We start from the raw sequence: 14,294 nt of genomic DNA on the forward strand, positions 1-14,294 counted from the left end.
ACCATAAATCTTATAAACTACAAAGATAATATGCTCTTTATAAAACTGGTGATATAATGGTAGGCATGAATGATGGAGATCCGTATATGGATGACAAAGAGCACGAAATGGTAATACTTCTTCAGAAGCTTAATGTATCAAAACCGGTTGCAAAAGCGCTTGCCTGTTTACTCAGTACCGATCGGATCACTTCTCGCGAGGTTGAGAGGATGTCCCGTCTGAGGCAGCCGGAAGTCAGCATCGCTATGAACTACCTTAAAGAGAACAATTGGGTAGATGTCGAAGAACTAAAGAAGAAACAGGGCAAAGGCAGGCCAATAAAAGTATATTCGCTCATTGTTCCAATGAATGAGATCATCGAGACAATTGAGAAAAAAGTATTGTCTGAAAACAAAATGCTATTGGAGAATATCGAAAAGCTCAAAAGCATTTCTTGATCTCCTTTTCTTTCTTTCAGGTCATTAGTCTAATCTTTTTTATTGTTGCAACAGTCTTAGTTGCAAATCTATTTTAATCAGGGGACGGATACAAATATTTACCTGTTCATTGTATTATACACTAAGCAAGCGACACAAGGAGTTAATCTTTTGAGTACCATCAGTGAAAAAATCTTCAGCAAAGCAAGTGGAAAGGATGTAAAGGCCAATGAGTTCGTCATGGCAAAAGTTGACTATGCAATGGCTCACGATGGCACAAGTGTGCTTGCGGTACGTTCGTTCAAGAACATGGGCCTTGATAATGTTTGGGACCCAAAGCGCATTGTTATTCCTTTTGACCATCTAACACCTGCAAACACGGAAACGACTGCGGCTTTACATCATGATATAAGGGAATGGATCGGGGAGCAGGGTATACCGAACTTCTTTGATGTGGGTGAGGGTATCTGTCACCAGGTCCTTCCTGAGAACGGTTTTGCAATGCCTGGAAAGCTAGTTGTCGGGGCTGATTCCCATTCATGCACCTATGGTGCTTTCGGTGCTTTTGGTACGGGTGTCGGTGCAACTGACATGTCCGAGATATTCGCATCCGGTGAACTCTGGTTCAGGGTGCCCGAAACTATTAAAGTGACTGCCTCCGGAGAACTGAAGAAGAACGTTCTTGCCAAGGATGTAACACTCAAAGTGATCGGTACGGTTGGCGCATCCGGTGCTACTTACAAGGCTGCTGAATTCTATGGCGATACAATTGCCGACATGTCGATATCCGGCAGGATGACCTTATCAAATATGGCTATTGAGATGGGTGCTAAAGCAGGCATCGTACCTCCTGATCAAAAGACCTTCGATTTCCTTGAAGGCAGGGCTGTGGAAGGATATGAGCCAGTCTATGCAGATGAGGATGCTGAATACTGTGCCGAATATGATATTGACTGTGCAAATCTCGAACCGCAGGTGGCGCTTCCGCATCAGGTGGACAATGTGTGTGATGTATCGGAGATCGAGGGTAAAAAGGTGGATCAGGTGTTCATCGGAACCTGTACCAATGGACGACTGGAAGACCTCGAAGTGGCAGCTGAGCTTCTCAAAGGCGAGCAGGTTGCTGTAAGGACCATCGTCATTCCGGCTTCCCGATCAATAATGCTTGAGGCTGTCCGCAATGGTACTGCAGAAATACTTCTTGATGCTGGTGTCACACTGGGTTCTCCGGGATGTGGTCCATGTCTTGGTGGTCACATGGGTGTTATAGGTGAAGGTGAGGTGTGTATCTCGACAGCGAACCGTAATTTCAAGGGCAGGATGGGCAAAGGAGGTTTCATCTATCTTGCATCTCCTGCAACAGCAGCGGCATCAGCGATCACAGGTGAGATAACCGACCCAAGAACTGTGTAATTTTAGAAGTGGAGGTAGTATAATGGCAGAAGAACTTGATGAAGGTAAACTGGAACATCTTCTTGAACACTGGATCGAACATAGTGAAAGTCATAGCAAGAGCTTTAACGATTGGATCTCCAAGCTGGAAGCTGCAGGGTTCGAGGAAGTTGCAGGTCATATCCGTACGGCAGCCACGAAAATGGATGAGTGTACCGAACATTTAAAACAAGCAAAAGATGTCGTGAGGAAATGATCCCTCACGAACAACCTTTTAATTTTAGTTCTGGCCAAATGGCCAATTATTAAAGGAAAGATAGTTGGCACGATATCTGTAATGAATATCGAGGCCTGACAAAAGAGCAACTATCATTCTGCAATGGATGCATGAATATCTGGGATTGCATGCACTTTGTTTTCAGGTTTTGCATCGCTCAATTTGAACCCATGCAATACATGTGCCATTGGTGAAGTATTAACTACTCGGACTTCTATTTTTTCAGACATAGCTGTTTCTCCTTTTTAGTTAAATCGTTTTTAGACTCCTTTTTGCCGATCGCCTGTTATTCAATCGGCAATCAAAGACTAATCTTCTACTATTTATGGGTTACGTATTTATTTATATACCATTCCTGTGAACATGCTAAATTTGATGTTTATTTGTAATTTTTTTATAAACAAATTTGCTTGTGCAAAACTTTAACTATATATAGTTTTCTATAATTTACAATATGTGCTTTAATAACTTTATTATTCGAAAAAAATCAATATCTGTTGGATGTATTACTCTTTCGTGTCTACAGGGATTCCAATAAAACGTATTTTCTAATAATTGAGGATCTTTTATTTTGTCTCTCAAAAACGATCTCTACTGACGTTATTATCTAAAATTAGCTAAAAAAAGTAGAAACAGATTAATTTTGATGTCAGTATCCTTTTCTGAGTACTAATATTGAAAAAGATGATCTGTATTTCACGCTACTAACTGCCTTTTCTTTAATAACAAGCAGGTTTGTTTTGAAATACCTTTTCTTAATAAATGCAACTGTGTGGCTTCATTTTTTACAATTGCTCAATTATACATCCTTTCTCAAATAAGATCCCGAAATTTTATTTCTTCAGAATATCGTTCCAGGCCTTCTCTTCAGCGCGCCTTATAACTTCCTTCAATGGAAGCCCGCATTCCTGACTTATTCTCCTACAATCCTCGAATTCGGCTGAAATATGGAGAACTTCATCAGAAGTGTCATGTGCTATCTTGACAGCTACCTGAAAGGTCTGCTTCCCTATCGTTATATTCACGTTCTTCATCTTACGTTCTGCAATAAAACGATGCTTTGTTGGGAGGATGCGAACTCCAAGGGTCCCAGTCTGTCTTATCAGCTCCCTTGCAATCCTTTCGCTGTCCTCCGGATGTGCGATGACGTGTATGATGTGGCCAGTGCGTCCTTTTTTCATGGTGGCAGGTGTTATGGCGACATCTTTGGCACCGGTTTCCATGAGTGCCTCAAAAAGATTCCCAAGCACTTCTCCGGTAACATCATCCACATTCGTCTCAAGGACTTCCATGTGGTCACGTGAAAGGACACCTGTGGTCTCCATGAGCATTATGCGAAGAACGTTGGGCATTGCAGTCTCCGCATCTCCTGCACCATATCCTATGGTCATTATCTTTCCTGGGGGAAGTTGGTCGCTAGGGTCTGCAAAATAAGTAAGTAAAGCGGCTCCCGTTGGGGTGAGCAGTTCCCGATCACCGCTACTATGTATCTCCAGGCCACTTCCACTGAGTATCTCGGTGGTCGCAGGAGCTGGCACAGGCAATGTCCCATGTGCACTTCTCACACTTCCTCCTCCGACATTGACCGGGGTGCACAATATATTCTCTACCTTCATCTTGTGAATAGCATAGCAAGAACCTATGACATCTGCAAGTGCATCATCCTGACCTACCTCGTGGAAATGTAGTTGTTCAAGAGGCATGGCGTGAACCTTTGCCTCTGCTTCTCCAATGATCCTGAAGACTGCAATGGCACTTTTTTCCACTTCTTCGGGAAGTTTCGCATCCTTTATTATGTCTATAAGTTCCTCGAATGACCTTATCCTTGTACTGTCCTTTGTATGTATATGAACATCTGTGGCACGTATCCCGCATTTAGTGACATCTTCAACAGCTACGGAAACATCCACAGAGGCTTCGATAACTTCTGTTATCTCTCTCCTGTCTGCTCCAAGATCGATCAGTCCTGCAAGTATCATATCTCCGGAAGCGCCTGAAAATGGTTCAAATACAAGTGTTCTCATGGTATTACGCCTCAGAACTCTTACTTTCTCGCTTCTGCAATACTATTTGCTATCCTTGCGGCAAAAGCGCCTGCAACGAATCCAGCATCGATGTTGACCACTGATAATATGGAGCATGACTGCAACATCGAAAGGAGTGCAGCTTCTCCTTTGGCACCGGCACCATATCCGATCGATACGGGCAGCCCTATCACAGGTGCATCTATAAGGCTGGATACTACCGTTGGTAGCGTTCCCTCTCTTCCGGCTGCCACAACTATCGCGTCAGGTCTGTTCTCTTCAAATACACTCATTTCAGATATCAGCCTTTGGAACCCTGCCACGCCCACATCGTATATCTGAATTGTACTACACCCCATCTCTGAGGCAGCCATACGTGCTTCCTCTGCAACATCGATATCAGCAGTACCGGCTGTAATGATGGCCACGGTGCCTCCTGTCTTTAGTGCAGGGGTGCCATCATGCACTACCGCTGTTCTTGAATGCATGTCCCATTCAATATTCTCCGGCTTGAATGCATTTCTAATGGCAGATGCCTGTTCTTCATTAATGCGTGTAATAAGTGTTCTTCCGGCAGTTTCGTTGTGTGCTCTCACTATCTCTACTATGTCTTCTGCTTCCTTTCCTTCTGCAAGGATAGCTTCCATGAACCCCGTGCGGTATTTGCGGAATGTGTCCAGTTTTGCAATATCCGAGACTGGTACGTATCCCATGGAACGTATCTGGTTTTCTGCGTTCACAAGGTCTGTACTACCTTCTTTCACCTGTCGCAATATATTCTTCAATTCCATGCTCGATCCTTTTAACAATGGGCTGGACTATATAAATAAAAGTCCCTTTTAGGCAAAGACTAATAACGATAGCTTGCTTTAAATGTAGTCTGATAGCGTGGAAATCAGGTACTAATCACAGGTTTAGAGATCATGTCACAAAGATCAAAAGATATGGCACTTCGTAATTTCAAAAAAGGGATGTCCCTTTTAGATGCCGGACAGCAGAAAGATGCTCTTGAGATACTGCTTGTTGCTGAAAAGCAAGCAAAGGATGCAGATTCTATCGATCTGCTAATAAATACTCTTCAATCTGTTGCAGAAATAATGGAATCCAGAGGGGAAATTGATGCAGCCCTTGAGAGGTATGTGGAGGCATCTGAGCTACTGGATGATCTTGCAAAGTCCGACCCCTCCTTTATAGAGCACAAAGCCCTGGCTATGAACAAGGTCGCCACTCTTCTTGTTAATAAAGGTGATACAGAGCATGCAGGACCTTTCTTTGAAGAGACCGTGAAAGCATATGATACACTTCTTTCAAAAGAGCCGAATAATGTTGTTCACTGTTCATCTGCGTCTTCTGCGCTCAATGATGCTGCTACCATTCTTGCTGAAATAGGTCCGCAAAAAGATGCAAAAGAAAGGTTCGAAAGAGCACTTAAGTTATCAACTAAGCTCATTGTACTCGATCCTCTGAACAACTCCAATGGTGTAAAAGCTCTGACCATTCAGACCAATCTTGCAAATCTTCTCTATGATATGGGACTTCTGGAAGATGCAAGAATGAATCTTGAAAGTGCTTATAGCGGATATTCCGGACTGCTAAAGAACGATACATCTGACAACTTGTTCCGTGACCACCTCGTAGATATACTGGAGAAACAGGTCCATGTCCTTCTTGATATGCAGGAATACGATGCTTCCAGCAAGAAGCTTCATGAACTGTTGAATATGCTTCAAAGTCTCGCAAATGATGAACCACGTTTCCTTGAAAGGATCACTGATTCCATTCTCGGACTGGTCAAGCTTGCCCGCGGCAATGCGGATAAGGGAATGCTTGACGATGCACGTTCAAGGTATGAGTTCACACTTACTGTTCTTATGGATCTTATACAGGATGAGCCTGATAACGCAAATTTCCTTCCAATGGTCCGTACGATACTTACTGATATGGAATCTCTTCTTGAAAATGATAATGATGTCAGCGAAAAGGAAGCCGATCTCAATATCCTCATCTCTATGTACGAGAAGCTTTCCACTCTTGATACTTCTGATCTCTCATATGCTACAAAGATCTCCGAACTCAATGACCGCATGGTGCACCTTCTGATAGGTGCTGGTCGTCTTGATGATGCTCGTTCAAAGTCTGATCTCACTCTTGACGACCTCATGGATCTGATACAGGAGGACCCTAAGAATGTCAATTTACTTTCCATGATCCGTGAGATGCTGGATGATATGGAATCTCTTCTTGAAACTGATCGTGATACCAACGAACATAAATCCGATCTCAATACCCTCATCTATATGTACGAGAATCTTTCCGATATGTTTCCTTTTGACGTATCCTATACTACAAAGATTTCCGATCTCGATGACCGCATGATACGTCTTTTGATAACCGCTGGTCGTCTTGCTGAAGCTCGTTCAAAGTCTGATTCCACTCTTTACGTTCTTATGGATATGATGCATGAGGATCCTACTAACGTCACTTTCCTTCCAATGGTCCTTACGATCCTTAATGATATGGAATCTCTTCTTGAAACTGACATGGATGCCAGCAAACAGGAATCTTACCTCAATGCCCTGATATCTATGTACGAGATGCTTTCCAATATCGATCCTTCCGACTTCTCTTATCATGTAAAGATCGCTGTACTCAATGAGCGCATGGGTCGTTTTTTAATGAATGCTGGTCGTCTTGATGACGCTCGTTCAAGGTATAGTTCCACACTTAATGTTCTGACGAAATTGATCAAGGAAGAACCTGATAATGCCAATTTCCTTTCTATATTCCGTACAATAGTGAACGATATGGAAGCTCTTTTTGAAATGAACAATGATGAAAGTGAAAAAGGATCTGACCTCAATGTTCTTATTTCTATATATGAGAACCTTTCCATTCTTGATCCCTCCGACCCTTCTCATCATGTGAAGGTCGCCGAACTCAATGAGCGGGTGGGCAACCTTTTGATGAACGCCGGGCGCCTCGATGCTGCCCGTGCAAAGTATGATTCAGCACTCACTATTCTGATGGATCTTATTCAGGAGGATCCTGATAATGTCACTTTCCATTCTATGTTCCGTACTTTACTTGCCGATATGGAACATCTTCTTGAGGTTGATTGTGCCGACAGCGAAAAGGAATTTGACATCAATGTCCTTATCTCTATGTACGAGAAACTTTCCCAACTGTCCCCCTCCGATCTCTCCCATTATGTGAAGATCGCAGAACTCAATCAGCGCATGGGCAATGTTCTGATGAACGCTGGTCGTCTCTCTGTCGCCCGTTCAAAATATGAGTCCACACTTAACGATCTGATGGAACTTATTCAGAAGGATCCTGGGAATCCTACTTTCCTTTCGATGTTCCGTACTATACTTACTGATATGGAATCTCTTATCAAAATTAACGATAATGACGTTGAAAAAGAATATATCTTCAATGTCCTCATCTCTATGTATGAGAAGCTTTCCACTCTTGATCCTTCCGATCTCTCCTATCCGGCAAAGCTCGCCGAACTCAATGAGGGCATGATCATCCTTTTGATAAATGCTGGTCGTCTTGCCGATGCCCGTTCAAAATATGATTCCACCCTTGACGTTCTTATGGACCTGTTACAAAAGGAATCTGATAATGTCAATTTCCTTTCCATGATACGTACGATACTTAGTGACATGGAATATCTTCTTGAGACTTACAGTTCTGACACTGAAAAGGAAGATGAACTCAATGTCCTCATCTCTATGTACGAGAAGCTTTCCACTCTTGATCCTTCCGATCTTTCCTATACTGCAAAAATCGCTGAACTCAATGACCTCATGATCATTCTTTTGATAAATGCTGGTCGTCTCGATGATGCGTGTTCAAGGTCCGATTCCATCCTTGACGTTCTTATGGATCTGGTACAAAAGGAGCCTGATAATGCCACTTTCCTTACCATGGTCCGTACGATACTTACTGATATGGAATCTCTTCTTGGAACTGAAAGTGATGCCAGTAAAAAGGAATCTGATCTCAATTTCCTCATCTCTATGTACGAGAAGCTTTCCACTCTTGATCCTTCCGATCTCTCGTATCATGCAAAGATCGCCGGACTCAATGAGGACATGATCATTCTTTTGATAAATGCTGGTCGTCTCGATGATGCGTGTTCAAGGTCCGATTCCATCCTTGACGTTCTTATGGATCTGGTACAAAAGGAGCCTGATAATGTCACTTTCCTTTCCATGGTCCGTACGATACTTACTGACATGGAATCTCGTCTTGATACGGACCGTTCTGATTCTGAAAAGGAAGCTGACCTCAATGTTCTCCTCTCTATGTACGAGAAGCTTTCCCTTCTTGATCCATCTGATCTTTCCTATACTGCAAAGATCGCCGGACTCAATGAGCGCATGATCCTTCTTTTGATAAATGCTGGTCGTCTTGATGATGCCCGTTCAAGGTCTGATTCCACGCTTGATGTTCTTATGGATCTGGTTCAGAAGGAGCCTGACAATGTCACTTTCCTTTCCATGATCCATACGATATTGGCTGATCTGGAATCTCTTCTTGATACGGAATTTGATGCCAGTAAAAAGGAAGCTGATCTCAATTTCCTGATCTCTATGTACGAGAAGCTTTCCATTCTTGATCCCTCCGATCTTTCGTACCATATAAAGATCGTAGAACTCAATGAGCCAATGATCGGTCTTTTGATGAATGCTGGTCGTATCGATAATGTCCGTTCAAGGTATGGTTCCACTCTTAATATCCTGATGAAATTGATGCAAGGGGAGACTGAAAACGTCACTTTCATTTCTATGTTCCGTAATGTATTGAATGGTATGGAACGTCTTCTTGAAATTGACTGTGGTGAGAGTGAAAAAGAAGAAGATCTCGATGTCCTTATCTCTATGTACGAGAAGCTTTCTCTTATTGATCCCTCTGATCTTTCGCATCATGCGAAGGTGGCTGATCTCTATGACCGCATGGGCAGTTTTTTAATGAATGCTGGTAGGAATGTTGATGCACGTTCAAGTTATGAAATGGCATTAAGCATCAGGAACATGCTTATCGAGAAAGGTGAATCACCAATAGTGCAGGAGTTCGAGATAGCTTCTATAAGGAACAATCTTGGTACGATGTTTGCACAGGATGGTGAGTTTACAGAAGCTAAAGCAATGTTTGAGGCTTCCCTTAAAGCATATGTCGATCTTTTTGACAGGGATAAAGAGGATGCAGCATATCAATACGGTGCTGCTCTTACATTGAACAATCTTGCAAAGCTGTTCGCGGATATGGGTCGCCATGAAGATGCAAAGAGCATCTATGAATCAGCACTTGAGGCATATGTTGAATTGCTGAATGCTGATCCGGAGAATGTTCGTTACAAGAAACACGCCTCCAGGACCCTTGATAATCTTGGTTCATTGCTTGGTGAGATGGGAAGGGGCGAAGATTCTATCCGTATGTATGAAGCAGCACGGGAATTAAGAAACGAGATCTGAACAGGAAGTTCTTTTATAGGGATAGGTATTTCTTACGGAAAAGTAAGATACCTTCCTTAAAAGTGATGAGTTGATATTTTGAAAAATGATAATACGGTCTGTAATACCCCTCCGGAAATACTGGCTCCGGCGGGCGATATCGATGCATTGATAGGCGCAATTAAAGGCGGTGCTGATGCTGTCTATTTTGGTGTTACGGACCTTAATGCAAGAAAAGGCGCGAAGAACTTTTCCGTAGATGATCTTGAGGAAACCATCGATCTGCTTCACTCTCATGGTATCAAGGCTTTCCTTGCATTGAACATACCTGTGAAACAGAATGAGCTCCAGCATGCCCTTGATGTTGTGGATAAAGCATATTCGCTTGGTATCGATGCGATCATCCTTCAGGACCTCGGGCTTTTGAGCATCCTTCACAGGAGCAATCCTGACCTTGCGTTGCATGCAAGCACACAGATGACCGTTCATACGATCGAAGGTGTGAACTTTATAGCAAATGCCGGTGCGGTCCGTGTCATTGTTTCGAGGGAACTTGAGGTCCGGGAGATCGAGGACATCGTTAAGAATTCCGATGTTGAGATCGAGATATTCGTACACGGTGCGTTGTGCTACTCTTATTCCGGGAAATGTCTTTTCAGCAGTTTCATTAATGACCGCAGTGCCAATCGTGGTGCGTGTGCACAGCCTTGCAGACGACCTTATGTTTTTGTTGTGAACGGTCGGAGCGTGAATGAGAAGATAACAGGTAGGTTCCCTATCAGTTGTGCGGAGCTCTGCACTCTTTCCGAGATCGGCGATATTGTCAAAACCGGTGTGAAAAGCCTGAAGATCGAAGGCAGGATGAAAAGACCGGAATATGTGACCGAAAGTTCTCAGGCTTATAAACAGGTCGTGGAAGCATTCTGTGGTTCTGAGGAACTTAGCGAGGATGGGGTCAAGGAATTCGAGAAGGACCTTGCAAAGCTGTTCTACAGGGGATTTACCAAGGGTTTCGTTCTTGGGGACAGGGATGTAGCACATCCGAAATACAGTTCAAGTTATGGTGTCTTTTTGGGCAAGATAAGCAAAGTGAAAGATTTCAGGTACACTACCAGCATTACTCTTACATTGGGGGAGGATATTCGTCTGAAGGATGGTGTGGGTATCCATACAAAGGTCGGTGTTCTGGGGTCAGCTGTGAACAAGCTCTTTGATGCAGATGGCGAGGAGATCAAAGAGGCAAATAAAGGGGATACTGTTACCCTTGAGATAAGCTCGAAGACTGGTAAGGCTGTCTCTGTGGGCAATGAGGTTTATCTGACGACAGATCAAAGACTTCTGGAGCGTTTGCAGCGAACACGAAAACAGGGGTTGCCGGTTTCCATTGAAGTGGACGCAAGTGTGGATGAGGTGCTGAAGGTTAGGGTATCGTCTGCTTCTTTTAGTGCTGAGTTCGTTGATGATTTCGTAGTACAAAAGGCCCAGAAGGCACCGATGTCAAAGGACAAGATCGTTGAGGTCATGGAGAAGCTCGGTGATACCTCATTTGAGGCAAAGGACGTCGATGTGAATATAAATGGCGAAATTTTCATTCCCATGGGAGTGCTCACAAATGCCAGAAGACAGGCTGCGGATATGCTGCTGGAAAAGATACTGGCATCTTACCGAAGGGAAGAAAAGCATCCTAAGTTGTCCGATATGGCACATTTCTGCGATGATACGGCTGCCGTTGGGTCTGAAATTAATGTCCCTCTCCTAAGTGTGGAGGTAAAGAACAGCGGTGCTCTTTTTGATGCTGTGGAGTGTGGTGCCGACATTGTTTATCTGCCGATCAGTAAATTCTCGGAATTGCTTTCAGAGGAGTATGCTGAAATGTTCAGGGATGTCAAGGAAACGGTGGAGATCGTTGTTCTGGCTCCCCGTATATCGCATGAGGCTGAACTGAATGCACTTGTTCCAATGTTCGAGACTGTAAAAGAGGAAGGTCTGCGTATAGCTTGTTATACTCTGGGACAGGTCGAGTTGGCAAGAAAGATGAGCATTCCTTTTGTTGTGCAGAAGGAGTTCAACACATTCAATTCCTATACTTCGGATGAGTTCTACAGGGCAGGGGCATTTCGTGTGACCCTTTCCAGTGAACTCAATATGGATGAGATGAAAGATGTGGCAGATGATATCTCCTGTCGCGGGAAGTCTCACCAGCTCGAAGCGGTTGCACATGGACGGGAACTTATGCTCATAACCGAACATGATCTGCTAAAGCCTCTTATCGATAATGGGATCACCATTGAAGGCAGTGAGGTCCTTCTTGTCGATTCGAAGAGTGATGAATATCCTGTTAAGCGTGTCGGGGAAAGGACACTTATCTATGATTCAATGGTCATTGAGATGCTGGACCATGTGGACAAGTTCGAAGAATGCGGGATCGATGTGATACGTCTGGACCTTTCCCTTTATGGTAAAAAGGATGTTCAGGAAATTACATCTGCATATCGCCGGGTCATGGATGGTAAGGATGCGGTCATCTATTCCAAACGGGGTTCTGATTTCACTTCCGGTCACTATTTCAAAGGTGTGTGATGTGAGAAAGGTCGTACTTGCTTCCGCCTCTCCTCGCAGGAAAGAACTGCTTTCCCAGTTGATCGGGAATAATTTTGAGGTCTGCGTTAGCTCGTACGAAGAAACTCCCCTGCAGGATATGACCGTTGAGGAACTGGTGGTCTTTCACTCTTTGGAGAAAGCAAAGGATGTTGCCTTAAGGTTCGATTCGGGCATCATCATCTCTGCAGACACTGTTGTTTTCTGTGAAGGAGCTGTTCTGGGAAAACCCCATACACCGGAAAATGCAAAGGAAATGCTTGAAGGCATAAGTGGGAAGTTTGTTCAGGCTATCACCGGAATGACCGTTCTCGATATGGATTCCGGCAAATGTGTCAGTGAATACGTGAGTACGGATGTGCATATGAAAAAAATGTCATCTGATGAGATCGCATCCTATGTGAATTCAGGAGAACCGCTTGACAAAGCGGGGGCTTTTGCAATACAGGGGAAAGGGGCTGTGCTTGTTGAAAGTATCAATGGGGATTTCTTCAATGTAGTTGGTCTTCCTCTTTTCAGGCTTGGTAATATTCTTGGGGAAATGGGTGTTTCTATCTTTGATGATAGTTGATACCCATGCCAGGTATTTTTAATTTTATTAATCTGCTGTTCACCGAAAACCACATAAACGATGTTTTCCAACTATTTTTAAGGAGTGGTTATTTTGGCAATAGCAAAATGGAATGGAGTTGTACTTGCGGAAAGTGATTCGGTAAAAGAGATCGAAGGGAATCTTTATTTCCCACCTGAGTCGGTGAACAAAGAATTTCTAAGGGAGTCGGATACTCGTTCAACATGTCCCTGGAAGGGTCTGGCACATTATTTTGATATCGTTGTCAACGGGGAAGAAAATAATGATGCTGCCTGGTCCTATCCTGAACCGAAAGAGGCAGCAAAAGAGATAACGGGGTATGTTGCTTTTTGGAAAGGGGTTGAGGTAGTTCCTTAATCTACCCTTTTTGTGCTTGCAGCCATCTTATCCGGGTCAACTACAACTTCAATAAGTGATGCCTTTTCAGATGAGAATGCTTTTTTAAGTGCAGCATCGAGATCTTTCGGGTCTTCTATCCTGTAACCTTCGCCTCCGGCAGAGTTAGCAAATTCCGCGAAGTCTGGATTAGGGAAGCTCACTCCGTATTCGGGATAATTATCTCGTAGCTGTTCTTTCTTTATGTTCTTGAGCTTACCATCGTTAAAGACTATGACATTAATGCCAAGGGCTTCTCTTACGGCGGTGGTGAAATCTCCCATTAACATTGCAAAACCACCATCCCCCGTCACACATATTACCTGCTTATCCGGATAATCAAGTTTTGCTGATAATGCCGCTGGGAGTGCAAATCCCATACTTGCAATGTTTGCGGACATGAATGTTCTTTGTCCCTCGCACATGAACTTCTTGTAGAACCAATATGTATGGTCCCCCACATCAACACAGATGATCGCATCTTTGTCTGCATGACGTTTTATAGCCTGTATAACATAACCGGAATTTATCGGAATGGAAAGGTCGTTCGATTCGGCTTCAAGTTCTTCGTGGTGGTCCTGTTTCATTTTGTCTATATATTCAAGGAATTCTGTGTTCTCTTCCTTCCTTTCAATAAGTGGCAAAAGTTTTTGGAGTACAAGGTCTGCATCACCAACGATTCCCGCATCAACATCAAAGGTCTTGCCGAGCTTTGTCGGATCTATGTCTATCTGTACTATCTTTATTCCCGAAGGCACAAGGTTGGCCTGCCTGAAACCGGAACCCATTATAACTATCAGATCGCAGTTCTGTATTGCCTTTGCTGCGTGTTTCGAACCGATGGAGCCCAGTACGCCAAGGCTAAAACGATCATTTTCGTGCACGACACCTTTTGCTCTTGATGTGGTTGCAACAGGTGCGTTCAGTTTTGAAGATAGCTCTTTTATCAGTTTTCCACTGTGTCTGGACCCCCAGCCTGCAAAAAGAGTGACCTTCTGACACCCATTGATAAGGTCTGCAGCTTTTTGAACGTCAGCATCCTTTGGAGCTGTTTTGTTGGGGAATATTCTTTTTTCAATGGAATAAACCTTCTCATCAAGCTTTTCTGCAAGTATGTCCGTCGGTGTGCTCAATACTGATACGCCGGGTTTCTTGAAA

The 14,294-nt window shown here is 43.6% G+C and carries 11 protein-coding genes; 7 read left to right on the forward strand and 4 right to left on the reverse strand.

Annotated features, from left to right (window positions below; all coding sequences use genetic code 11):
• Positions 1-86: 86 nt before the first annotated feature.
• From QAS77_RS05045 to QAS77_RS05055, 3 genes are all read left to right on the forward strand, one after another.
• On the forward strand, positions 87-437 hold the full coding sequence (locus QAS77_RS05045; protein ID WP_305064342.1) for a transcriptional regulator: 351 nt from the start codon (positions 87-89) through the stop codon (positions 435-437).
• Between the two features lie 159 nt (positions 438-596).
• Positions 597-1,829: a 3-isopropylmalate dehydratase large subunit gene (locus QAS77_RS05050; RefSeq protein WP_305064349.1), complete on the forward strand. Its 1,233-nt coding sequence runs from the start codon at positions 597-599 to the stop codon at positions 1,827-1,829.
• Positions 1,830-1,851: 22 nt separating this feature from the next.
• Positions 1,852-2,064, forward strand: coding sequence for a hypothetical protein (locus QAS77_RS05055; protein WP_250868516.1), 213 nt, complete (start codon positions 1,852-1,854; stop codon positions 2,062-2,064).
• Positions 2,065-2,177: 113 nt separating this feature from the next.
• Here QAS77_RS05055 and QAS77_RS05060 read toward each other — a convergent pair whose 3' ends face one another.
• The 3 genes from QAS77_RS05060 to larB form a co-directional block, all read right to left on the reverse strand.
• Complete coding sequence (locus QAS77_RS05060) at positions 2,178-2,315, reverse strand: hypothetical protein (RefSeq protein WP_250868515.1); 138 nt, start codon at positions 2,313-2,315, stop codon at positions 2,178-2,180.
• Between the two features lie 603 nt (positions 2,316-2,918).
• Entirely contained in the window at positions 2,919-4,109 is a 1,191-nt protein-coding gene (gene larC / locus QAS77_RS05065; RefSeq protein WP_305064343.1) for a nickel pincer cofactor biosynthesis protein LarC, read from the reverse strand.
• A gap of 20 nt (positions 4,110-4,129) precedes the next feature.
• Positions 4,130-4,900, reverse strand: a complete 771-nt coding sequence (gene larB / locus QAS77_RS05070) for a nickel pincer cofactor biosynthesis protein LarB (RefSeq protein WP_305064344.1) — start codon at positions 4,898-4,900, stop codon at positions 4,130-4,132.
• 132 nt (positions 4,901-5,032) lie between these two features.
• Between larB and QAS77_RS05075 the strand changes: the two genes are divergently transcribed.
• From QAS77_RS05075 to QAS77_RS05090, 4 genes are all read left to right on the forward strand, one after another.
• A complete protein-coding gene (locus tag QAS77_RS05075; RefSeq protein WP_305064345.1) occupies positions 5,033-9,592 on the forward strand; it encodes a tetratricopeptide repeat protein in 4,560 nt (1,519 codons plus the stop codon).
• 78 nt (positions 9,593-9,670) lie between these two features.
• Positions 9,671-12,151: a U32 family peptidase gene (locus tag QAS77_RS05080; RefSeq protein ID WP_305064346.1), complete on the forward strand. Its 2,481-nt coding sequence runs from the start codon at positions 9,671-9,673 to the stop codon at positions 12,149-12,151.
• Between the two features lies 1 nt (position 12,152).
• Positions 12,153-12,740, forward strand: coding sequence for a Maf family nucleotide pyrophosphatase (locus tag QAS77_RS05085; RefSeq protein ID WP_250868510.1), 588 nt, complete (start codon positions 12,153-12,155; stop codon positions 12,738-12,740).
• An 84-nt stretch (positions 12,741-12,824) separates the two neighbouring features.
• Positions 12,825-13,118 (forward strand): DUF427 domain-containing protein, encoded by a 294-nt coding sequence (locus tag QAS77_RS05090; RefSeq protein WP_305064347.1) that lies wholly within the window; start codon positions 12,825-12,827, stop codon positions 13,116-13,118.
• Here QAS77_RS05090 and QAS77_RS05095 read toward each other — a convergent pair.
• On the reverse strand, positions 13,115-14,294 hold a 1,180-nt coding region (locus tag QAS77_RS05095), incomplete at its 5' end, for a thiamine pyrophosphate-binding protein (protein ID WP_305064348.1). The two genes, QAS77_RS05090 and QAS77_RS05095, sit on opposite strands and share 4 nt — an antisense overlap.

It is taken from the genome of Methanococcoides sp., assembly GCF_030594565.1.
Lineage (GTDB): Archaea > Halobacteriota > Methanosarcinia > Methanosarcinales > Methanosarcinaceae > Methanococcoides > Methanococcoides seepicolus.

Coding starts and splice junctions, on each gene's coding strand:
- QAS77_RS05045 (WP_305064342.1), top strand. CDS start 87: ATGGATGACAAAGAGCACGAAATGGTAATACTTCTTCAGAAGCTTAAT.
- QAS77_RS05055 (WP_250868516.1), top strand. CDS start 1,852: ATGGCAGAAGAACTTGATGAAGGTAAACTGGAACATCTTCTTGAACAC.
- QAS77_RS05060 (WP_250868515.1), bottom strand. CDS start 2,315: ATGTCTGAAAAAATAGAAGTCCGAGTAGTTAATACTTCACCAATGGCA.
- larC (WP_305064343.1), bottom strand. CDS start 4,109: ATGAGAACACTTGTATTTGAACCATTTTCAGGCGCTTCCGGAGATATG.
- larB (WP_305064344.1), bottom strand. CDS start 4,900: ATGGAATTGAAGAATATATTGCGACAGGTGAAAGAAGGTAGTACAGAC.
- QAS77_RS05075 (WP_305064345.1), top strand. CDS start 5,033: ATGTCACAAAGATCAAAAGATATGGCACTTCGTAATTTCAAAAAAGGG.